The sequence below is a fragment of the Caulobacter sp. GW821-FHT11E11 genome, from assembly GCF_058808315.1.
This window is the reverse complement of sequence record NZ_JBXARO010000004.1, coordinates 286,723-306,848: the sequence shown is the minus strand read 5'-3', so window position 1 is coordinate 306,848 and position 20,126 is coordinate 286,723. Positions and strand designations below refer to the sequence as shown.

At 68.4% G+C, this 20,126-nt stretch carries 14 protein-coding genes; 8 read left to right on the top strand and 6 right to left on the bottom strand.

Annotation, left to right across the window (positions count from 1 at the left end):
• Nucleotides 1-9: 9 nt before the first annotated feature.
• A complete protein-coding gene (locus tag AC1RR5_RS11650) occupies nt 10-1,356 on the top strand; it encodes a glycoside hydrolase family 27 protein (RefSeq protein WP_492921713.1) in 1,347 nt (448 codons plus the stop codon).
• Here the strand turns inward: AC1RR5_RS11650 and AC1RR5_RS11645 are convergent, their stop codons facing one another.
• The 5 genes from AC1RR5_RS11645 to AC1RR5_RS11625 form a co-directional block, all read right to left on the bottom strand.
• Entirely contained in the window at nt 1,357-3,606 is a 2,250-nt protein-coding gene (locus tag AC1RR5_RS11645) for a GH92 family glycosyl hydrolase (protein ID WP_492922096.1), read from the bottom strand.
• Between the two features lie 62 nt (nt 3,607-3,668).
• On the bottom strand, nt 3,669-4,685 hold the full coding sequence (locus AC1RR5_RS11640) for an ABC transporter permease (RefSeq protein WP_492921711.1): 1,017 nt from the start codon (nt 4,683-4,685) through the stop codon (nt 3,669-3,671).
• Nucleotides 4,682-6,223, bottom strand: coding sequence for a sugar ABC transporter ATP-binding protein (locus tag AC1RR5_RS11635; protein WP_492921710.1), 1,542 nt, complete (start codon nt 6,221-6,223; stop codon nt 4,682-4,684). Before AC1RR5_RS11635 ends, AC1RR5_RS11640 begins: the two co-directional genes overlap by 4 nt.
• Before the next feature lie 6 nt (nt 6,224-6,229).
• On the bottom strand, nt 6,230-7,195 hold the full coding sequence (locus AC1RR5_RS11630) for a sugar ABC transporter substrate-binding protein (protein ID WP_492921708.1): 966 nt from the start codon (nt 7,193-7,195) through the stop codon (nt 6,230-6,232).
• A 104-nt stretch (nt 7,196-7,299) separates the two neighbouring features.
• Nucleotides 7,300-7,911, bottom strand: a complete 612-nt coding sequence (locus AC1RR5_RS11625; RefSeq protein WP_492921707.1) for a DUF2306 domain-containing protein — start codon at nt 7,909-7,911, stop codon at nt 7,300-7,302.
• Between the two features lie 107 nt (nt 7,912-8,018).
• On the opposite strand from AC1RR5_RS11625, the gene AC1RR5_RS11620 reads away from it, so the two are divergent.
• A complete protein-coding gene (locus AC1RR5_RS11620; protein WP_492921706.1) occupies nt 8,019-8,777 on the top strand; it encodes a LytTR family DNA-binding domain-containing protein in 759 nt (252 codons plus the stop codon).
• On the opposite strand, the gene AC1RR5_RS11615 is transcribed toward AC1RR5_RS11620, so the two are convergent.
• Entirely contained in the window at nt 8,774-9,787 is a 1,014-nt protein-coding gene (locus AC1RR5_RS11615) for a LacI family DNA-binding transcriptional regulator (RefSeq protein ID WP_492921705.1), read from the bottom strand. The genes AC1RR5_RS11620 and AC1RR5_RS11615 overlap by 4 nt on opposite strands.
• Nucleotides 9,788-9,925: 138 nt before the next feature.
• Here AC1RR5_RS11615 and AC1RR5_RS11610 point away from each other — a divergent pair, with 138 nt between their 5' ends.
• The 6 genes from AC1RR5_RS11610 (at nt 9,926) to AC1RR5_RS11585 (ending at nt 20,108) form a co-directional block, all read left to right on the top strand.
• Nucleotides 9,926-11,374 (top strand): MFS transporter, encoded by a 1,449-nt coding sequence (locus AC1RR5_RS11610; protein WP_492922095.1) that lies wholly within the window; start codon nt 9,926-9,928, stop codon nt 11,372-11,374.
• 538 nt (nt 11,375-11,912) lie between these two features.
• The gene (locus tag AC1RR5_RS11605) at nt 11,913-15,278 is read left to right on the top strand and encodes a TonB-dependent receptor (RefSeq protein ID WP_492921704.1); all 3,366 of its coding nucleotides are present in this window, start codon (nt 11,913-11,915) and stop codon (nt 15,276-15,278) included.
• A gap of 58 nt (nt 15,279-15,336) precedes the next feature.
• Entirely contained in the window at nt 15,337-16,890 is a 1,554-nt protein-coding gene (locus AC1RR5_RS11600; protein ID WP_492921702.1) for a tryptophan halogenase family protein, read from the top strand.
• Nucleotides 16,887-18,362, top strand: a complete 1,476-nt coding sequence (locus tag AC1RR5_RS11595; protein WP_492921700.1) for a tryptophan 7-halogenase — start codon at nt 16,887-16,889, stop codon at nt 18,360-18,362. The genes AC1RR5_RS11600 and AC1RR5_RS11595 overlap by 4 nt, the downstream gene beginning before the upstream one ends.
• The gene (locus tag AC1RR5_RS11590; RefSeq protein ID WP_492921698.1) at nt 18,355-19,395 is read left to right on the top strand and encodes a cupin-like domain-containing protein; all 1,041 of its coding nucleotides are present in this window, start codon (nt 18,355-18,357) and stop codon (nt 19,393-19,395) included. Before AC1RR5_RS11595 ends, AC1RR5_RS11590 begins: the two co-directional genes overlap by 8 nt.
• Complete coding sequence (locus AC1RR5_RS11585; protein ID WP_492921696.1) at nt 19,392-20,108, top strand: DUF6445 family protein; 717 nt, start codon at nt 19,392-19,394, stop codon at nt 20,106-20,108. The genes AC1RR5_RS11590 and AC1RR5_RS11585 overlap by 4 nt, the downstream gene beginning before the upstream one ends.
• Nucleotides 20,109-20,126 lie beyond the last annotated feature (18 nt).

Genomic DNA, 20,126 nt, shown 5'->3' with positions numbered 1-20,126 from the left:
GCGCCGCCGATGACCTCGACCCTCAGCCGCCGCGGCCTCTTGGGCGCTTCCGCCGCGCTCACCGCCCTGCCCGCCGCCGCGGCGACCAAGAAGCGCGCGCCGAAGAAGACGCCGCTGCTGGCCCCGACCCCGCCGATGGGCTGGAACAGCTGGAACAGCTTCGCCACCACGATCACCGAGGCCCAGACCCTGGAGCAGGCGGCGATCATGGCCCGCGAGCTTCTGCCGGCCGGCTACGACATCCTGACCGTCGACATCCAGTGGTACGAGCCCGGCGCCAGCAGCTACGAATATGCCAAGACGCCCGTCCCGACGATGGACGATCACGGCCGGCTGCTGCCGGCCCCGAACCGCTTCCCGTCCAGCGCCGGCGGCAAGGGCTTCAAGCCGCTGGCTGACAAGGTGCATGCCCAGGGGCTGCGCTTTGGCGTCCACCTGATGCGCGGCGCCCCGCGCCTGGCGGTCGAGCGGGACCTGAAAGTCGTGGGGACCAACATCGCCATCGCCGACATCGTCGACCGGCGAAGCGTCTGCTCCTGGAACCCCGACATGTACGGGGTCGACATGAGCAGGCCCGGCGCCCAGGCCTATTACGACAGCGTCTTCAAGCTGCTGGCGTCGTGGGGCGTGGACTTCGTCAAGGTCGACGACCTGTCGCGTCCCTACGACGCCCACGCGGCCGAAATCCAGGGCATCCACCGCGCCATCGTCCGCACGGGCCGGCCGATGATCCTGTCGATGTCGCCGGGCGAGACCCCGGTCGTGCGCGGCGCCCACGCCAAGGCCCACGCTCAGATGTGGCGCATCTCCGACGACTTCTGGGATGAGTGGAAGATGCTGGAGGCCCAGTTCACCCGGCTGGAGAACTGGTCGCCCTATATCGGCGATGGCGGCTGGCCCGACGCCGACATGCTGCCGCTGGGCCGCCTGGCCCTGGGCGATCGCGACACCAAGTTCACGCCCGACGAACAGCGCACCCTGATGACCCTGTGGTCGATCGCTCGCTCGCCGCTGATCATGGGCGGCGACCTGCGCCACCTGGGCGCGCCGACCAAGGCGCTACTGACCAATCCCGAGGTGCTGGCCGTGAACCAGGCCTCGAGCGGCAACCGCCCGCATTTCGTCGAGGACGGCATCCGCGTCTGGACCGCCAAGGCGGCCAATGGCGATGCGTACCTGGCCCTCTTCAACACCGGCGGCAAACCCCGCGAGGTGAGCGTCGACCTCAAGGCGGCGGGCCTGCCGGCCTCGGTCGCTGTGCGCGATCTCTGGAACCGCAGCGACATCGGCAAGGCGGCCGGACGGTTCGCCGTCCAGCTCCCACTGCACGGCTCGGGTCTATACCGCCTGCGCTAGCTACTGGCCGTTGGGCGGCGGCGTGAAGGTCGTCGCCCAGCCGGTCGGCTTGGGGCCCATGGTCAGTTCCAGCACCCCGCCCTTGGCCAGTTCGTCGTGGGTGATCCAGGCGCGGTCGATGACCTTGCCGTTCAGCCTGGCGGCCGTGACGTAGCGGTTGGTTTCCGAGGTCGCCGGAGCCGACACCTCGAAGGTCTTGCCGCCCTCCAGCGCGATGGCGCTACGCGTGAACAGCGGCGAGGCGATGTAGTAGTAGGGCTGGCCGGCGTTCGGGTAGAGGCCGATGGCGTTCCAGACATACCAGCTGCTCATCGCCCCGGCGTCGTCATTGCCCGGCAGACCCGTGCGGCTCAGCCTGTAGTGCTTGGCCATCAGCGTGCGGGCGATCTCGTCGGTGCGGTCGGGCCGGCCGGCGTGGATGTAGAGATACGGCGCCAGGATGTCGGGCTCGTTGCCCTGCGAGTAGTGGCCGTCAAACAGATGGTCCAGCCAGGTCACGAAGCCCTGGGCGCCGCCCATCTTGGCCATCAGCCCGGCCACGTCCTGCGGGACATAGGTCGAGTACTGCAGCGCGTTGCCCTCGTAGAACACCGCGTCCCACCACGGCCCTGAGCGGTCGGGATATTCGTAGGTGCAGCTGTAGTTTTCGACCCAGTCACCGTTCGGATAGCGGGGATGCACGCAGCCCAGCTTGTCGTCCCAGATGTTTTTCCAATTGCCGCTGCGGGCCAGGTAGCGCTTGGCGTCTTCGGTCTTGTCCAGGGCTTTGGCCACCACGCCGATCGCGTAGTCGTCATAGGCGTATTCCAGGGTCCGCGAGGCCGAGCGGGTCTGGGTGAAGGGCACATAGCCCAGCTTCAGATAGTCCTTCAGCACCCGGCCCTGGATGAAGGGCTGGTCGCTGTCGACCTCGCCGTTCTTGCGCAGCGCCTCGTAGGCCAGGGGCAGGTCGAAGCCGCCCAGCGTCTTGACCACGGCGTCGGCCACCAGGATGTCGCCGTTCGAGCCGCCCTGGGTCATGCCGTTGGCCCCCGCGATCCGCGAGTCGGGCATCCAGCCAGTGTGCTTGTAGGTGTCGATCAGGGAGCGGAGCATGTCGCGCTGGCGCTGCGGCTGGATCACCGTCAGCAGCGGATGCAGCGTCCGGAACGTGTCCCACAGGGTGTAGAAGTCCTCGTAGTGCGGCTCGTCGGATGTCCACCAGACGTTCTCGCCGCTGAGGTCGTGCGGCATGGTGTGGGAACGGTAGAGGGCGGAATAGAAGATCCGCTGCTGCTCGTCGCTGCCGCCCTCGACCTTGATCTTGGAGAGCGCCTCGCCCCACTGGACCTCGGCCGCCTTGCGACAGGCGTCGAAGTCCCAGCCAGGCATCTCCTCGGCCAGGTTGGCGCGGGCCTGGTCGGCGCTGATGAACGACACGGCCAGCTTCATCTGGACCTGGCGGTTCGCCGTGGTGTCGAAGGTCAGCCAGGCGCCGAGGCGGTTGGAGAACTCGCGCTCGGTGTCGTACTCGATCATCAGGCCCTGGCGGTTCTCTGCGCTCTTGACCTGGACGCCGCCCTCGCTGGCGCCGACGCCGGGCTTGGTCTCCATCCAGCCTTGGCCCGCCTTCCACGACCCGAAGGCCTTGGCCGGACGGTCGGTGACCGCGTGGAAATAGAGGGTGTAGGGCGCGGGGTTCCAGCCGCCTTCGACCGTGACCTCGCCAGCCAGGGTGTGGTCGTCGATCAGCTGGACCTTTGCCAGCCGCACCCGCTGGCCACGGCCGCGCATGGCGATCACCGAGCTGACGTCGAAGATCAGCTGGCTGTCGGCAGCGGCGGGATAGGTCAGGCGCTGGAAGCCGACCCGGCGCGAGGCGGTCAGCTCGACCTCGATGCGCTCGGCGTCGCTGTTGCCCAGGCCCACGGCGTAGTAGCCGGGCGCGGCGCGTTCGTTGGTCTTGCCAAAGTGCAGGTGGTTGACCCGCAGCGGCCCCACCGAGGGCGTGACGCGGAAGTTGCCGTACTTGCCCGAGCCGCCGGTGCCGCTGACGTGGGTGTAGGAAAAGCCCATGATCGGGCTCTTGGAGTCGTAGCCGTGGGTGTCGGCATTGGTGGTGTCGGGGCTCAGCGACACGAAGCCGAACGGCACGCCCGCGCCCGGCACCGTGTTGCCGCCGGTGACCCCGCCGCCGTCGGTGCCGACGAACGGATCGACCTTGGCGATCAGGTCCGACTGCGCGTGCGCGGAGAGCGGCAGGGCGAGCATGGCCGCGCCGAGGAGAAGGGCTCGAAAGGAACGCATCGGCGCCATCCTGACTGTACTGGCCGCTAGGCCTTGTGGGTCCGCGCGTAGTGGTCGAAGGCGACCGCGGCGACAATGATCAAGCCGATCACCACCTGCTGGAAGTACGAGGTGACGTGCAGGATGACCAGACCGTTAGACAGGACGCCTATCAGAAGGGCGCCCAGGATGGTGCCGCCGACATTGCCCGAGCCGCCGGTCAGGCTGGCCCCGCCGATCACCACCGAGGCGATGACCCGCAGCTCGTAGCCCGTGCCGGCCACGGCCTCGGCCGAGCCCAGGCGCGCCGACAGCAGGAAGCCCGACAGGCCGGCCAGGGCGCCGATCACCGCATAGACACTGGTGACGATGAAATCGACATTCACCCCCGACAGCCGCGCGGCCTCGGCATTGCCGCCGACGGCATAGACTTGCCGACCGTAGCGCGTGTAGCGCAGCACCACGTGGCCCGCGATCGCGACTAGGGCGAAGATCACGATCGGCACGGGCACGAACAGGATCTGTCCTGTGCCCCACCAGCGATAGGCGTCATTGAAGCCCGAGATCGGCCCGCCGTCGTTCAGCAGCAAGGTCGCGCCGCGCCAGACGGTCATGCCGCCCAGGGTGACGATGAAGGCCGGCACGTGCAGCCAGGTCACCGCCTTGCCCTGGATCAGCCCGCCGACCAGGCCGACCAGGCTGGAGACGGCCAGGGCGACCAGCCAGGCGGCCGGCGAGTCGCCGACGAGGGCCGTCACCACATAGGCCGCCGCGATCGACGCGAAGGCCAGCAGCGAGCCGACCGCCACGTCGATGCCGCCGATCAGGATCACATAGGTCATGCCCACCGCGATGATCCCGTAGATTGATACCTCGCTGAGGATGTTCAGGGCGTTGCGCAGGGTGAGGAAGCGCTCGTTGACGCTCCCGAACACGGCGATCAGCAGCAGCAGGAACAGGATCGTCCGGTGCTTGCGCGCGAAGGCCAGCAGGTCAAAGCGCTTGCTGGGCGGCGGCGCGGCCTGATGCGGGACGGCCGGGTCGAGGGTCGGGGAGGCGGTCATTGCGGACGGTGTTCCATTCCTGATGGCGCGCCGAGACCGGTCGCCATATAGGCCATCAGGCCCTCTTCGGTGGCCGCTTCGGCGTCGAGGTCGGCGACGATCGCGCCTTCGCGGAAGACGACGATCCGGTCGCTGACGGCCAGGACCTCGGCCAGCTCGGACGAGATGACGACGATCGCCACGCCCTGGGCGGCCAGGTCCGACAGCACCTGGTGCACCTCGGCCTTGGCGCCGATGTCGATGCCGCGGGTGGGCTCGTCGACGATCAGCACGCGCGGGGCCAGGGCCATGGAGCGGCCCAGGAGCACCTTCTGCTGGTTGCCGCCCGACAGCTTGCCGATCGCGGTCTCCTGGTCGGCCATCTTGATGCGCAGCTTCTGGCGATAGGTCTCGACCAGGCCGCGCTCGGCCGTCTCGTCGACCCACTGGCCCAGGGCGCTGAGCGGCTTGAGGGCCGGCAGGCTCAGATTGTGGCGGATGGAGTGATCCAAGAAGCAGCCCTGCTGCTTGCGGTCCTCGGGCACCAGCATGATCCCGGCCCGCATGGCGTCGCGCGGCGATTTCAGCTTCAGCGGCTTGTCGTCCAGATGGATGGAGCCCGAAGCGATGGCGTCGGCGCCGAAGATCATCCGGGCAAGGTCCGTGCGGCCAGCGCCGACCAGACCCGCCAAGCCCACGATTTCGCCGGCCCGGACCTCCAGGCTGACGTCTTCCAGGTAGCCGGGCGCCGAAACGCGCGGTTGGCGCGGTGTGACCTTCTCGACCTTCAACACCACGCGGCCGGGCGGACCCGAACGGGCGCGGCGGGCGAACTCGACGGAGCGGCCGACCATCAGCCGGACCATGTCGTCGACCGTGGCGTCGGCGACGTCGCCGCTGGCCACCCAGCGACCGTCACGCATCACCGTGTAGCGGTCGCACATGGCCTTCACCTCGGCCAGGCGGTGCGAGACATAGATGACGCTGACGCCGCGCGCCTTCAGGCCGGCGATGATGGCGTGCAGGCGGTCGACCTCGCGGCTGGAGAGGGCGGCGGTCGGCTCGTCCATGATGATCAGCCGGGCGTTCAGGGTCATCGCCTTGGCGATCTCGACCATCTGCTGCTCGGCCACGGTCAGGCGGCGGACGGTGTCGTCCGGATCCAGCGGCAGGCCCAGTTCGCTCAGCAGCGCCTGGGCGTCGCGGCGCAGCTGGCGCCAATCGATCAGGCCCAGCCGTTTGGGCTCGCGGCCCAGGAACATGTTCTCCGCGACGCTGAGCTCGGGGAACAGGTTGAACTCCTGGTAGATCGTGGCGATGCCCAGCTGCTGGCGGCGCAGGGGCGCGTCGCGCGGATCCAGCGCCTGGTTGTCGAAGGTCACCACGCCGCCGTCGGCCGCGTGGGCCGCCGACAGGATCTTGATCAGGGTCGATTTGCCCGCGCCGTTCTCGCCCAGCAGGGCGTGGACCTCGCCCTGTCCGACCTGCAGCCGGACCTGGTCGAGGGCCAGCACGCCGGGGAAGCGCTTGCTGACCTGGCTGACGTCCAGCAGCGTCATGGCGGCCTACTTCACCTCGGCGATGCGCGAGGCCTGCGCCAGGTTGTCCTTGGTGATCAGCACGGGGATCAGGCTGACGCTCTTGGGCGCGGCGCCGGTCCTGATCTTGTCGACCGCTTGGCGAAGGGCGGTGCGGATCTGCTGGCCGGGATTCTGCTCGACCGAGGCGACCATCTCGCCGGCCTTGATGCGGGCCAGGGCCTCGGGGATGGCGTCGAAGCCCAGCACCTTGATCTTGTCGGCGCTAAAGCCGGCGGCGCGCACGGCCTCCAGCGCGCCCATGGCCATGTCGTCGTTCAGGCACAGGATCACGTCGGGCGGCGTCTCGTGCAGCGAGGTCAGCACGTTCTGGGTTACGGTCAGGGCCTGGTCGCGCTTGGAGTTGGCGGTCTGCTCGGTGACGATCTTGAAGTTGGCGCCGCCGGCCGCCAGGCCCTCGTGCACGCCCTTGACCCGCTCGATCGAGCTGGAGCTGCCGGGGTCGTTGGTGATCACCACCACGCTGGCGCCGGCCGGATAGGTCTTCACGACCCAATCGGCCATGGCGCGGCCGCCGGCCACGTTGTCGGCTCCGATGTGCGGGACGGGCGCCTTGGCGCCGGCGATGTTGCGGTCGACCGAGATCACCGCCACGCCCTGCTGGGCCAGCTCGTCGGCGGCCGTCGCCAGGGCCTTGGAGTCGGTCGGGGCAACGATCACCACCTTGGCGCCTTGGACGGCGGCCGCTTCCAGGTCGGCGATCTGCTTGGAGGAGTTGTTCTGGGCGTCCAGCACCTGGACCTTGACGCCCAGCTTGCTCGCCTCGTCTTCCAGCTCGCGGCGCATGGCCACGAAGAACGGCTGCGACAGGTCGTTGAAGCTGACCACGACCTCGGCTTCGTTGCCCCCGCGATGGCAGGCGCCGAGCAGGACGACTCCAGCCCCGGCCGCCAGACCGAAGAAACGCCGGCGCGAGGGCAGGGGGCGGGTCATGGGGTCCTCGTCCTAAATTATCGGATGCTTGGGCATCGCCTTGATTATGAGGACAGGTGTATGGAAGCCAAATTCCATGTCAAGATTGAATAAGAAAAAACGTTTCACTTTATGCGGGCGCGCAGCCAAACCTCGGTGATCGCCAGGTTGGGAACCCAGCACAGGAACGAGATGGCGCGGTACCAGGGCAGGAATGGCAGGTCGAGCATCAGGACCGCCGGCAGGTAAAGCCGCAGGGTGACTGCCGCCAGGGTCAGGGCCCACGAGCGGATCATCCAGCGGCGATGCTCGGCGAAGCGGCCTTGCAGCGCCGCCCGCCAGCCCAGCAGGTTCACGGCGATCCACAGCACTGCCAGGCTGCCGAACCCGGCCGAGGCGATCGGGCCGGCCTTGCAGCCGGGCGCCAGGATCAGTCCCGCCACGCCGCCGACCAGGCAGCCCAGTACATAGGTCCGGCCGATCCAGCGATGCGCTCCGGCGCGGCGCAGCACGGGCAGGAACTGCAACGAGCCCAGGACCAGGGCGGTGACCGCGCCAGCGATGTGGACCACGAGCCACGGCACGCCTAGCGGATTGCCCAGGGCCTGGGCCGGCGTGGTCGGCGGATGCAGCAGGTAGCGGGCCGAATAGCCGGCGACGCCGATGCACAACGCGGCGGCCAGCAGCCAGAAGACGCGGGCGGGCCAGGCGGTCGGGGTAGAGGCGGTGGCGGTCACGGCGGATCCTCAAGGCTGGTCTCGCCGAACGTCGTTGCGGCGATCGTCCCGGCTCGCTAGGCCTTGCTTCGCGAATGGCGCCGGGGCTGCGCGAACGGGATCGCGAGATGGGGCAAGGCCTGAACACGAGCCGGCGATGGGTGGTCGACCTGGCGATGTTGGTCGCCATGGGCCTCTTGATGGGCTTCCTCGGGCCCTTCGGAACCGAGGGCAGGCCGCTGCTACGCGGCTACGTCTATTGGATGGCCTGCATGGTCGGCAGCGGCGTGATCGGCGTCGCGCTGGATCACCTGCTGGCGCGGCGTCTGCCGGCAACTTGGTCGCGCGTGGCTGTGGTCTCGGCGTTGATGACGCCGCTGTCGACTCTGCTGGTGATGACCTGCTCGGTCGTCATCTTCCACGATCGATACAGCTGGAGCGCCGTCTGGAAGCTGCTGCCACAGGTGTTCCCGATCGCCCTGGCCGTGATGGCCGTGCGCGCCCTGGTCTGGATCCCAAGGCCGCACCGGATAGAGACCCGCACCGTCGTCGAACCGCCCCTGCCCGAGGCCGAAGCCGCCTTCCGCAAGCGCCTGTCGGCCAAGCGTCGCGGCGCGAGGCTGATCGCCGTCGAGGCCCACGACCACTACCTCAAGGTCCACACCGACGCCGGCGAGGAACTGATCACCCTGCGGTTCGCCGACGCCCTGGACGAGTTGGCCAAGGTCCACGGCTGGCGCGTCCACCGCTCGTGGTGGGTTGCGGCCGAAGCCGTCGAAGGCGTGCGCTGGCGACGCGGCGCGGGCGAAGTCCGCCTGGCCGGCGGCCTGGAAGCGCCGGTCAGCCGGACCCATGCGCCGGTTCTGAAGGACGCGGGCTGGTTCTAGCCCCCACACGACTCCCGGACGATCAGGTCGGTCGGCAGCGTCTCGGGGTCGTGGTCGCCGTCCTGGTCGAGGATGCGCGAGACCAGCAGGCGACCGGCCTTGGAGGTGTCCTGCTTGATAGTGCTGAGCGCCGGGGTTGATAGGCGGCTCAGCAGCATGTCGTCATAGCCGACCACCGAGACGTCCTCCGGCGCGCGTATGCCGGCGCGCTGCAAAGCGCGGATGGCGCCCAGGGCGATCAGGTCGGACGAGGCGAAGATGGCGTCGAAGGTCGCGCCGCGGCGCAGCAGGCGGCTGACGGCGGCCTCGGCCGACTCCATCTCGAAATCGACCGGCAGCACCAGGGACGGCTCGGGCTCGAGGCCGCTTTCGCGCAGGGCGTCCAGATAGCCTTCGCGGCGCTGGGCCGCTTCGGGGTGGGTCTCACCCAGGAACACGATCCGCTTGCGGCCCAGGCGCGCCAGGTGAAGCGTCGCGCGGCGGCCGCCCAGGACGTTGTCCGAACCGATCGAGCAGTATTTCTGGCCCGGCAGCTGGGCGCCCCAGACCACGAAGCGGGCGTCGGTGGCGGCCAGCTGGTTGAAGGCTTCGTGCAGGTCGCCTTGGCCCAGGAAGATCGTGCCATTGGCCCGGCTGGCGGTGGCGGCCAGATAGAGGTCGTCATAGTTGGCCGGGGCGGTGTGGCTGACGGTGAAGTCGCAGCCACGGTCGCGGGCGGCCTCGCCGATATTGGCCAGCAGCTCCAGGAAGAACGGGTGCGACAGCGGCAGCGGGCGGCCGTGGGTGCGCGGCATGACGATGGCGATCGCGCCCTCGGCCCCGATCGGCGCGGCCGGCATGTAGCGGCGGAACGAGTAGCCGCGCTCCTTGGCCAGGGTCCAGATCTTCTGCTTGGTCTTGGTGCTGATCGAATGGTGATCGTTCAGCGCCCGCGACACCGTCGAGACCGAAACCCCAGCGATTGCCGCCAGGTCTTCAAGCGTGATGTTGTTGCTGTTATCGTTGGCCATCGCGCTCTAGCTAACAAGAATAAGGCCGTAAGGCCGGGGGAAACGGAAGCTTTGCCAGGAGAGCCGCAAGACCTTGCGGGCGCGGCCGTGACCGCGCCGCCGGCCAAGGCCCGCCTCAGCTTCCTTCAGATCTGGAACATGTGCTGTGGCCTGTTCGGCGTGCAGATCGTGTGGGGCCTGCAGAACGTCAACACCAGCCGGATCTTCCAGACCCTGGGCGCGGACGTCAACGAACTGGCCATCCTGTGGATTGCCGCGCCGATCACGGGCCTGCTGGTGCAGCCTGTCATCGGCCACTTGAGCGACCGGACCTGGGGCCGGCTGGGGCGCCGTCGGCCCTATCTGCTGTACGGCTCGATCGTGACCGCCATCGCCCTGGTGCTGATGCCCAACGCGCCGACCGTGGTCACCGCCAGCCTGGCGCTGTGGCTGCTGACCGCCTCGATCAATGTCGCCATGGAGCCGTTCCGGGCCTTCGTCGCCGACTCCCTGCCCAACGAGCAGCGCACGGCGGGCTTCGCCATGCAGGTGTTCTTCATCGGCGCGGGGGCGGTGTTCGCCTCGGCCCTGCCGTGGCTGCTGTCGCACGGCTTCGGCGTTTCGAGCCAAGCCGCGCCGGGCGTGCTGCCGCCGTCCGTGCACGCGGCCTTCTATGTCGGGGCCGCCGGCCTGATGGTCGCGGTGCTGTGGACCGTGTTCACTACCACCGAGACCCCGCCCGAGCGCCTGGCCTCGGGCGCGCCGGCCATTGCGGTTCGCACGCCCTCGCCCGAGACCGTGGTCTGGATGCGCAACAGTGGCCTGCTGTGGATGGCGGGCGCGGTCGTCGTGGCCCTGTGCGCCTTCCTCGGCCACTGGGGGCGCGAGATCTATGTGCTGGCGATCCTGGCCCTGATCTTCGGCCTGGCCCAGTTGGCGACCAGTTGGCAGCGCGGCCGGGGCCAGACGTCGGTCGGCCTGCTGGAAGTGGTCGAGGACATCGTCCACATGCCGCAGGTGCTCAAGCGCCTGGCGGTGGTCCAGTTCTTCACCTGGTTTGGCCTGTTCGCCCTGTGGATCTACGCCACCCCGGCGGTGACCGCGCGCCACTACGACACCGTCGACACGTCTTCCGCCGCCTACAACACCGGCGCGGACTGGGTGGGGGTGCTGTTCGCCGGCTATAACGGCGTGGCGGCCCTGGCGGCCCTGGCCCTGCCGCTGCTGGCCCGTCGGGTCGGGCGGCCCGCCAGCCACGCCATCTGCCTCGCCCTGGGCGCGGCGGGCTTCGCCGGCTTCGTGCTGATCGACGATCCGGTGCTGCTGTGGGTTCCGATCGTCGGCATCGGCTTGGCCTGGGCGTCGATCATGTCGGCCCCTTACGCCATGCTCTCCAGCGCCGTGCCGCCCGGCAAGATGGGCGTCTATATGGGCATCCATAACCTGTTTCTGGTGATCCCCCAGATGGTGGCCGCGACCCTGCTGGGCCCGCTGGTCGCCCGCGTGCTGGGCGGCCAGGCGATCTTGGCTTTGGCCCTGGCCGGCGGCGCCTTCGCCGTCGCGGCCGTCCTGGCCCTGACCGTCTGCGACCACGCAGAGCGCGGCTGAGCCTCTCCCGCGCGTGGCGGAAGCGGCGCTGGTCTTGCGTCCGATTGCGGTGAGCCCCTTCATCGAGCGTCACTATCAACTCAACGCAAAATTTGCGCAACCATTTTGCGTAACACGGGTCGCAAACCCTTGCTGGGCAAGGATATTGCGTGTCTTTGCGCGGCTTTTTGCGTAAATTTCCGTAACGCTGCTATTGCAAGGCGCGCAAATTCGCGCAAAAACGACGCAACACGGAAGCGCGGTGGCGCCGCGACCGATGGCTTAGCGCCATCGCCGAGGCCACGAATTACGCAAAAATTGCGTGAAGCGATCTTTCGAGGGCGGCGCGCGGGGCGCCGGGGGGAACGGAGGAGGGATCTGGCGCCGTAGGGCGCGGGTGGCAGGCGCCCAGGTACGCGATCACGACCGCGACCGGGCCATTTGAAGACCAACGAAAAACAAGCGAGCCACGCGCCCGACTCGATCGGTGGGCGGGCGCGAAACGACAGCGAGACCCGCGGTTCAGGCGCGGGCGATCAAGACGTTAGGGAGCAGAGGGATGAGGAAGATCGATTTCGGCCCAGGCCGGAAGACCGTCCTGCGGGGGACTGTTTCGCTGGTGGCGCTGTGCGCGCTCGGCGTTGCCGGTCAAGCCTATGCGCAGGCAACCGCCAAGAGCGATCCGGCCGACACCGTCGACGAGGTCGTCGTGGTGGGCGTGCGCAAGTCGCTGGAGACCGCGCAGAACATCAAGAAGAATTCCGACACGGTGGTCGACTCGATCACCGCGACCGACATCGGGGCGTTCCCCGACAAGTCGGTGGCCGAGGCGCTGCAGCGCGTCCCCGGCATCACCGTCTCGCGCCTGCAGTCCAGCGACGACAGCTCGCACTTCTCGGCCGAGCCGGCCAGCGTGCTGATCCGCGGCCTGACCCAGGTGCGCACCGAGTTCAACGGCCGTGACAGCTTCTCGGCCGACGCCAATCGCGGCCTGAACTTCAACGACATCTCGCCCGAGCTGATGGCCGGCGTCGACAGCTACAAGAACCAGACGGCCGAGATGATCGAGGGCGGCATCGCCGGCACGGTCAACCTGCGCACCCGCCTGCCGTTCGACAGCAAGAACCGGGTGATCTCGCTCACCGGCAAGGCCAACTACGGCGACAAGTCCGAGAAGGTCACCTACGAGTATTCGGGCATCATCTCCGACAGCTGGGACACCAGCATCGGCCGGATCGGCCTGATGGCCAACTACGCCAACTCGCACGTCCTGACCCAGACCGAAGGCGTGGTCATGCAGCGCCTGGGCACGTTCTGCTCGGCCGGCTACCAGGACGCTTCGGGCAAGCCCATCGTCAAGTCGGACGGCACGATCGCCTGTACGGCCAACCCGTACGGCGGGTCGAGCTGGGTGTTCATCCCCGACCAGGTCAACTACTCGCAGGTCGTCTACGACCGTAAGCGCCATGGCACGGCGCTGGCCTTCCAGTACGAGAACAACGAAGGCAACGTCCGCTTCACGGCCCAGTACAACGACAGCTACTACAAGAACGCCTGGCTCGAGCGCAGCGTGAACGTGGTGGGCTTTGGCCTGTGGGCATCGCCGGCCTTCTCGCCGCAGACCACGGCCTTCCTGGCCCCGGCCCAGGGCACGCCCGCCTTCACCTTCGGCGCCGACGGCATGCTGACCTCGGGTGTGATCACCCAGCCGACCGGCGACTGGGGCGGCAGCACCGCCGACAACATCGCGCGCGGCTCGGCCGTCGCCGGCCTGCCGTTCGTCAACTACTGCGGCGCCGGCGCGACCTGCGCTACCCAGCGCCAAGGCCTCTACATCGAGAACCAGGCCCGGAACTTCAACCACTCCGAGGGCACCAAGGACTTCTCGATGCATCTCGACTGGGATGTCAGCGAGAACCTGAAGACCAGCTTCGACAGCCAGTACATCAAGGCCGACACCAACAACTACGACATCCTGGTCGCCAACCGCACGATGGCCGACGCCAAGTACGCGGTGAACAAGGACGGCACGCCGCAGATCACCCTGCTGCCGGGCTCGAACGTCAACTATGCGCCGGGGGGCCTGGCCAACCCGCACAACTACTGGATCCCGTTCATCCAGGACCACTACGAGGACAACGACGCCAAGGAACTGGCCCTGCGCGGCGACGCCGAATACAGCTTCGGGGGCGGCGGCTGGCTGAACTCCCTGAAGGTGGGCGTGCGTTTCGCCGACCGCAAGCAGAACGTCCGCTACTCGACCTACAACTGGTCGCCGGTGGCCGCGCCGTGGAACTGTAACGGCCCGGGCTTCAACATCGACAACACCGCGCCGACCCCGTACCCGGCCGCCTGCGGTCGCACCGACACCTTCAAGGGCTACGGCGCGGGCATCTGGACCTCGACCGGCCTCGACGACTTCTACAACGGCAAGGTCTTCCCGAACGGCGACCTGGTGTTCCTCAGCAAGGACACGCTGGCCGACCACGACGGGCTGATCAAGGCGCTGTCGGGCAAGACCACCAACTCGCCCATGCAGTGGACCCCGCTGTGCGAGCGCGCCGCCAACACCGAGGGCTGCTTCATTCCGCCCGAGATGCTGAAGGTGCAGGAGAAGACCAAGGCGGCCTACGCGATGCTGCGCTTTGGCGGCGACGACAAGACGATCTTCGACGGCGTCACCGTGCAGGGCAATGTCGGCATCCGCTTCGTCCGCACCGACGTCCAGAGCTCGGGCGGCGTCGCCTTCCCGGTCAACACCTGGTACACGACCGCGGCCGCGATCCCGTGCTCCACGCCGCTGTCGGGCAACAACGTCACCAACATCTCGTGCTGGCTGAAGCCCGAGCTGCTGGCCTTCTCGAACGGCGGCTCGTCGCTGAACGACTATGGCCAGAAGCACGACAACTGGCTGCCCAGCTTCAACGTCCGCTTCGGCCTGACCGACAAGCAGTTCGTCCGCTTGGCCGCCTCGCGCGCCCTGTCGCGTCCGGACTTTGGCCTGCTGCGCAACTATGTCGGCGTCCAGAGCCCGGCCATCAACACCGGTCCGGACTCGCCGTACATCATCTGGAACGACCCGAACGCTCCGCGCACCGCGGCCAACGTCAAGGGCTATAACTTCCAGTTCAACGCCGACTCCGGCTACGCGGCCCTCAAGCCGATCACCGCCGACCAGTTCGACGTCACCTATGAGAACTACTTCACGGCCTCGAGCTCGCTGACGGCGGCGGTGTTCTACAAGAAGCTGAACGGCAGCATCGCTTATGGCGAGTTCTTGCGGGAGTTCACCAATAACGGCTCGACCCAGAACGTGCTGGTGCGCGGTCCGCGCAACGGCAATGGCGGCGGCGAGCTGAAGGGCTTCGAACTGGCCTACCAGACCTTCTTCGACTTCCTGCCGGGGATCTGGAGCGGCCTGGGCGTCCAGGCCAACTGGACCCACACCAAGCAGTCGGGGATCAGCAACTCCAACCTCGCCAACCAGCCGGGCTACGCGGCCGGCGGCACCGTCGCCTTCGGCGGCGGCCTGCAGGTCAACGGCCAGGTCATGGACAGCCACCGCCTCGCCGGCATCTCGGACAACGCCTACAACATCGTGGGCCTGTACGAGAAAGGCCCGATCGCGATGCGCCTGGCCTACAACTGGCGGTCCAAGTTCCTGACCAACAACCTCGACTGCTGCATCGGCATGCCGATCTACCAGAAGGCCGCCGGCTATCTGGACGGGTCGATCCGCTGGTCGGTCAACGACAAGGTCGAGGTGTCGATGGAAGCGTCGAACCTGCTCAACACCACCTCGGTGTTCCAGCAGCAGGTGTTCGGCGACAGCGGCCTGACGCCCAACGCCAAGCCGGTCGTCAAGGACACGGGTTGGATCCGCAACGATCGCCGTATCCAGTTCGGCGTCCGCGTGAAGTACTAGTCTAGAGGAACGGCGCCGCGATCACCGTCGCGGCGCCGGACCCGTTCGAGGTCCGACCATGCGGACAGGCAACTCAGAAGCGGCCTTCAAGGTCGTCATCGTCGGCGGCGGAACGGCCGGGTGGATGTGCGCGGCGGGGATGTCGCGGCTTCTGGACCCGCGCGACTACGCCATCACCCTGGTCGAGTCCGACGAGATCGCGACCGTGGGCGTGGGCGAAGCCACCCTGCCGCACATCAAGACCTTCAACGACATGCTGGGCATCGACGAAGTCGAGTTCCTGCGTGAGACCCAAGGCACGTTCAAGCTCGGCATCGAGTTCCGCAACTGGGGCAAGCCGGGCGACCTCTATCACCATCCGTTCGGCACGTTCGGCGAGCCGTGGGCGGGCGTCGACTTCCAGCACCACTGGGCGCGCGCCAAGCTGGCCGGGCTCGAGCCGGCGCCGCTGCAGGCCTATTCGTACGCCGTGGTCGCGGCCCGCGCGAACGCCTTCGAGTTTCCGAACGAGGACCAGAAGTCGATCCGTTCGACCTATGCCTACGCCTACCATTTCGACGCCGGCCTTTACGCGGCCTACCTGCGGCGATGGTCGACCGCCCGGGGCGTGACCCGCATCGAGGGCCTCGTCACCGACATCGCCCAGGATGGCGAACGCGGCGACGTCACCGCCATCACCCTGAGGTCGGGCCAGCGCATCGAGGGCGATCTCTTCATCGACTGCTCGGGTTTCCGCTCGCTGCTGTTGGGCGGGCTGATGAAGGCGCAGTGGGAGGACTGGACCAAGTGGCTGCCGTGCGACCGCGCCCTGGCCGTGCCCTGCGGCCGCGCCGGCGACTTCAGCCCCTACACCCGCTCCACCGCTCAGGAGGGCGGCTGGATCTGGCGCATCCCGCTGCAGCACCGCACCGGCAATGGCTATGTGTTCTCCAGCGCTTTCATGGACGAGGACAAGGCCCGCGACACCTTGCTGGCCCAGCTGGACGGCCCAGCCCAGATGGAGCCGAAGCTGCTGCGCTTCGCCGCCGGCCGCCGCAAGGCCGGTTGGACCCGCAACGTCGTGGCCATGGGCCTGGCCTCGGGTTTCCTGGAGCCGCTGGAGAGCACCAGCATCTTCCTGATCCAGGCCGCCGTGATCGATCTGATCAACCTGATGCCGACCAAGGCCACCGGCATGGATCCGCGCCTGACGGCCGAGTTCAACCGCCTGTTCGAGATCCAGTACGACCGGATCCGCGACTTCCTGATCCTGCACTACCGCCTGAACCAGCGGGTCGGGCAGCCGCTGTGGGACCACGTGCGGACCATGGAGATCCCGGCCAGCTTGGAAGAGAAGCTGGCTCTGTTCGAAGGCCGCGCCGGTCTGCCGGACTACAAGTACGGCCTGTTCTCGCGCGACAGCTGGCTGTCGGTGCTGGAAGGGCAGGGGATCGCGCCGCGCGCCTATGATCGTCTGGCGCAGACGATGCCGCTGGACGTGCTGGGTACGAAGCTGGCGGACCTGAAGACCCGGATCGATACGAACGTCGCGGCGATGAGTTCGCACGCGGACTTCATCGCGCGGTATGCCCCGGGCGCCGTCGAAGCGCCGCGAAAGGCGGTCGCCCAATGAGCGCCGCGCCGAACAAGGTTGTGGTTGTGGGCCGCGACGCCCCGCTGTGGCTGTCCGCCGCCGTCCTGCGCGCCGCCCTGGAGCCGGCCGGCGTGGCGGTCACGGCGGTGGAGCTGCCCAGCCGCCTGACGCCCGCCAGCGTCCACGCGACCCTGCCGGCCCTGGAGGCGCTGCATGGGCTGCTGGGCCTGGACGAGTCCGCCTTGATGCAGAGCGTCGGCGGGACCTTCTCGCTGGGCGGCAATTTTGTCGACCTGACCGGCCAGGCCCCGGCCTTCTTCCACGCCCACGGCGCCCACGGCGCGCCGATCGATGGGCGCGACTTCTTCCCGTTCTGGCTGAAGGCGCGGGCCCTGGGCCTGAACGCCGAGTTCGCCGACTTCTCGCTGACCGCCGCCGTCGCCAAGCACGGCCGGTTCCTGATGCCGGACGAGGAGACCGAGGTTTTCGGCCGCGCCGACTACGGTTACCACCTGCCGGCCCTGGCCTATGCCGGGGCGCTGAAGAGCCTGGCGGTTCGCCGGGGCGTCGAGGCGCACCAGGCGCTGAGCGTTTCGGTCGAGCGCGCCGAAACGGGCGACGTCGCCGCCCTCGACCTCGGCGAAGGCCGTAGCGTGACCGGCGATCTCTTCATCGACCTCGAGGGCCTGATCGACAGCCCGCGCGAGGCCTGGGCCTTCCCGGCCGATCGCGTGCTGACCGCCCTGGCCCCGGCCTTCCCGTCGATCCCGGCCTATGCCGAGACCCGCGCCTGGGCGCGCGGCTGGACGGCCCTGCATCCGGCCCAGAACGCCACTCACATCGTCCAGGCCTACGCCTTCGATCTGTGTACGGACGAAGAGGCGCTGCAAGCCGTCAGCGCCGCCTCCGGTCTGCCGATCAAGGACGCCTCGGTGCGCGCCGTCGCCCCCGGTCGCCGCCTGTCGGCCTGGGACCGCAATGTTGTCGCGATCGGCGAGGCGGCCTGCGTGTTCGATCCGCTGCACGGCGTCGACCTGCACGCGGTGCAGATGGGTCTGGTCCAGCTGCTCGCCCTGTTCCCGGTCTCCGGCGACTGGGCTTACGAGCAGGGCGCCTACAACCGGGCCATGGCCGAGCAGTTCGGGCGGGTGCGCGACTTCCAGCAGCTGCACTATGCGGTCAACCGCTACGGCGTCTCGGACTTCTGGACCCGCGCCCGTCAGGCGCCGCTCTCGCCGGACCTGGCCCATCGCATCGCCACCTTCATGGCGCGCGGCGAGATCGCGCCGTTCGAGCATGACAGCTTCTCCAACGACAGCTGGCGGGCGGTGTTCGTCGGCCATGGCGTAACGCCCGACAGCCACGCCCCGATCATCGACGCGACCTCGCCCGAGCTGATGAAGCACGAGTTCCGCCGCATCCTGTCCTTCATTAAGGACCAGGTCGAACGCCAGCCGACCCACGACCTCTATCTGGCAAGCTTCTGCGGCCGGGAGCCTGTCCATGGATAGCGGCCTTTCCATCGATCCGACCCTGAGCCTGGAAGCCCTGCCGCGCGTGGCCGCCGTCGCCGCGCCGTCGCCGGAGGCCTTCGAGCGGATCATCGCGGCCGAAGCCCCGGTGGTGATCAAGGGCCTGGTCGACACCTGGCCGGCCCTTGCCGCCGGCCGTTCGCCGGGGGCGATGAACGCCTACCTCAAGGCCATGGACTCAGGCCTGCCGGGCCCGGTCATGGAGGCTCCGGCCTCGACCAACGGCTGGTACGCCTATGGCCCCGACTTGCGCGAGTTCAGCTTCTCCAAGCGCAACGCCGGCATCAGCCAGACCTTGGACCGCATCGAGGCTCTGCTCGGTCAGCCGAACGCACCGTTCGTCGCCATCCAGATGCTGCCGCTGGCCACCCACATGCCCGAGTTCGTGCGCCAGAACCCGATGCCGCTGGTCTCGCCCAAGGTGATGCCGCGCCTGTGGGTCGGCGGACCGCTGCGCACCCAGACCCACAACGACCGCGACCACAACCTGGCCTGCGTGCTCGCCGGCCGTCGCCGCTTCGTGCTGTTCCCGCCCGAGCAGGTCAGCAACCTCTATGTCGGCCCGCTGGAGAACCCGCCGCCGCTGTCGCTGGTCGATCCGGAGGCTCCGAACCTGGCGCGTTTCCCCCGCTACCGCGACGCGTACGCCGCCGCGCGGGTGGCGTGGCTGGAGCCGGGCGACGCGCTCTTCATGCCCAAGCATTGGTGGCACCACGTCACCTCGCTCGAGCCCTACAACGCCATGGTCAACTACTGGTGGGGCGACACGGCCGTGGGTCTGGAGCGCCCGGTCGACGTCTTCCAGATCGCCCTACTGGCCTTGAAGGACCTGCCCGACGGCGAGAAGGCCTACTGGCGCGAGATGTTCGCGACCTATGTCTTCGGCGACCGGGGCGAGGCGACGGCGCACATTCCCGAGGCTCTGCGCGGCGCGCTCGGCACGCTGAGCCCCGCCCAGCGCAACGCCTTGAAGCAGCAGCTGAAGATGGCCGTGCTGAGGTCGCCGACATGACCGTCCAGGCCGCCGTCAAACCCTTGCTGCTGGGGCCCAACATCAGCGTCCGCCTGCGCAAGGTCGGCGAAGAGCAGCAACCGCTGCTGGTCGTCGATGACGTGCTGGCCGATCCGTGGGCCATGATCGACGCGGCCCGCGCCGCCGCGTTCTACCGGCCGCCGCACACCAACTATCCGGGCCTCAACGCCAACCTGCCCGAGGCCTACTACCGCACGGTGGTCACGGCCCTGCGCGGCCCGATCGAGGCGGCGTTCGGCGTCTCGGCCAGCGCGGTGCTGGAATTCTTCGGCTTCTTCGCCCTGGCCACCACGCCGGCCTCGGCCGCCACACCGGTCCAGACCCTCCCGCACCTGGACGGGCCCGACCCCAGCCGCCTGGCCATGGTCCACTACTTCTGCCAGGGCGACTTCGGCGGCACCGGTTTCTTCCGGCATGAGGCCACAGGCTTCGAGTCCGTCGACGCCTCACGCACCGACGCCTATGCCGCCGCGCTCAAGGCCGAGTTGGCCCAGGAGCGTCAGGCCTTCGCCGGCGCTGACACCCCCGGCTATGACCTGATCGAGGCGATCGAGCCCGTCTTCAACCGGCTGATCGTCTATCGCGGCCACGTCCTCCACGCCGGCCTGCTGGGCCAAGGCGGCGGCGCGGCCGATCCCGCCACGGGCCGGCTGACGGCCAATGGCTTCATCGAGGCGGTCGACACCGGATAGCGCCTGCCTCGCACCCCC

Coding starts and splice junctions, on each gene's coding strand:
- AC1RR5_RS11650 (WP_492921713.1), top strand. CDS start 10: ATGACCTCGACCCTCAGCCGCCGCGGCCTCTTGGGCGCTTCCGCCGCG.
- AC1RR5_RS11645 (WP_492922096.1), bottom strand. CDS start 3,606: ATGCTCGCCCTGCCGCTCTCCGCGCACGCGCAGTCGGACCTGATCGCC.
- AC1RR5_RS11640 (WP_492921711.1), bottom strand. CDS start 4,685: ATGACCGCCTCCCCGACCCTCGACCCGGCCGTCCCGCATCAGGCCGCG.
- AC1RR5_RS11635 (WP_492921710.1), bottom strand. CDS start 6,223: ATGACGCTGCTGGACGTCAGCCAGGTCAGCAAGCGCTTCCCCGGCGTG.
- AC1RR5_RS11630 (WP_492921708.1), bottom strand. CDS start 7,195: ATGACCCGCCCCCTGCCCTCGCGCCGGCGTTTCTTCGGTCTGGCGGCC.
- AC1RR5_RS11620 (WP_492921706.1), top strand. CDS start 8,019: ATGGGGCAAGGCCTGAACACGAGCCGGCGATGGGTGGTCGACCTGGCG.
- AC1RR5_RS11615 (WP_492921705.1), bottom strand. CDS start 9,787: ATGGCCAACGATAACAGCAACAACATCACGCTTGAAGACCTGGCGGCA.
- AC1RR5_RS11610 (WP_492922095.1), top strand. CDS start 9,926: ATGTGCTGTGGCCTGTTCGGCGTGCAGATCGTGTGGGGCCTGCAGAAC.
- AC1RR5_RS11605 (WP_492921704.1), top strand. CDS start 11,913: ATGAGGAAGATCGATTTCGGCCCAGGCCGGAAGACCGTCCTGCGGGGG.
- AC1RR5_RS11600 (WP_492921702.1), top strand. CDS start 15,337: ATGCGGACAGGCAACTCAGAAGCGGCCTTCAAGGTCGTCATCGTCGGC.
- AC1RR5_RS11595 (WP_492921700.1), top strand. CDS start 16,887: ATGAGCGCCGCGCCGAACAAGGTTGTGGTTGTGGGCCGCGACGCCCCG.
- AC1RR5_RS11590 (WP_492921698.1), top strand. CDS start 18,355: ATGGATAGCGGCCTTTCCATCGATCCGACCCTGAGCCTGGAAGCCCTG.
- AC1RR5_RS11585 (WP_492921696.1), top strand. CDS start 19,392: ATGACCGTCCAGGCCGCCGTCAAACCCTTGCTGCTGGGGCCCAACATC.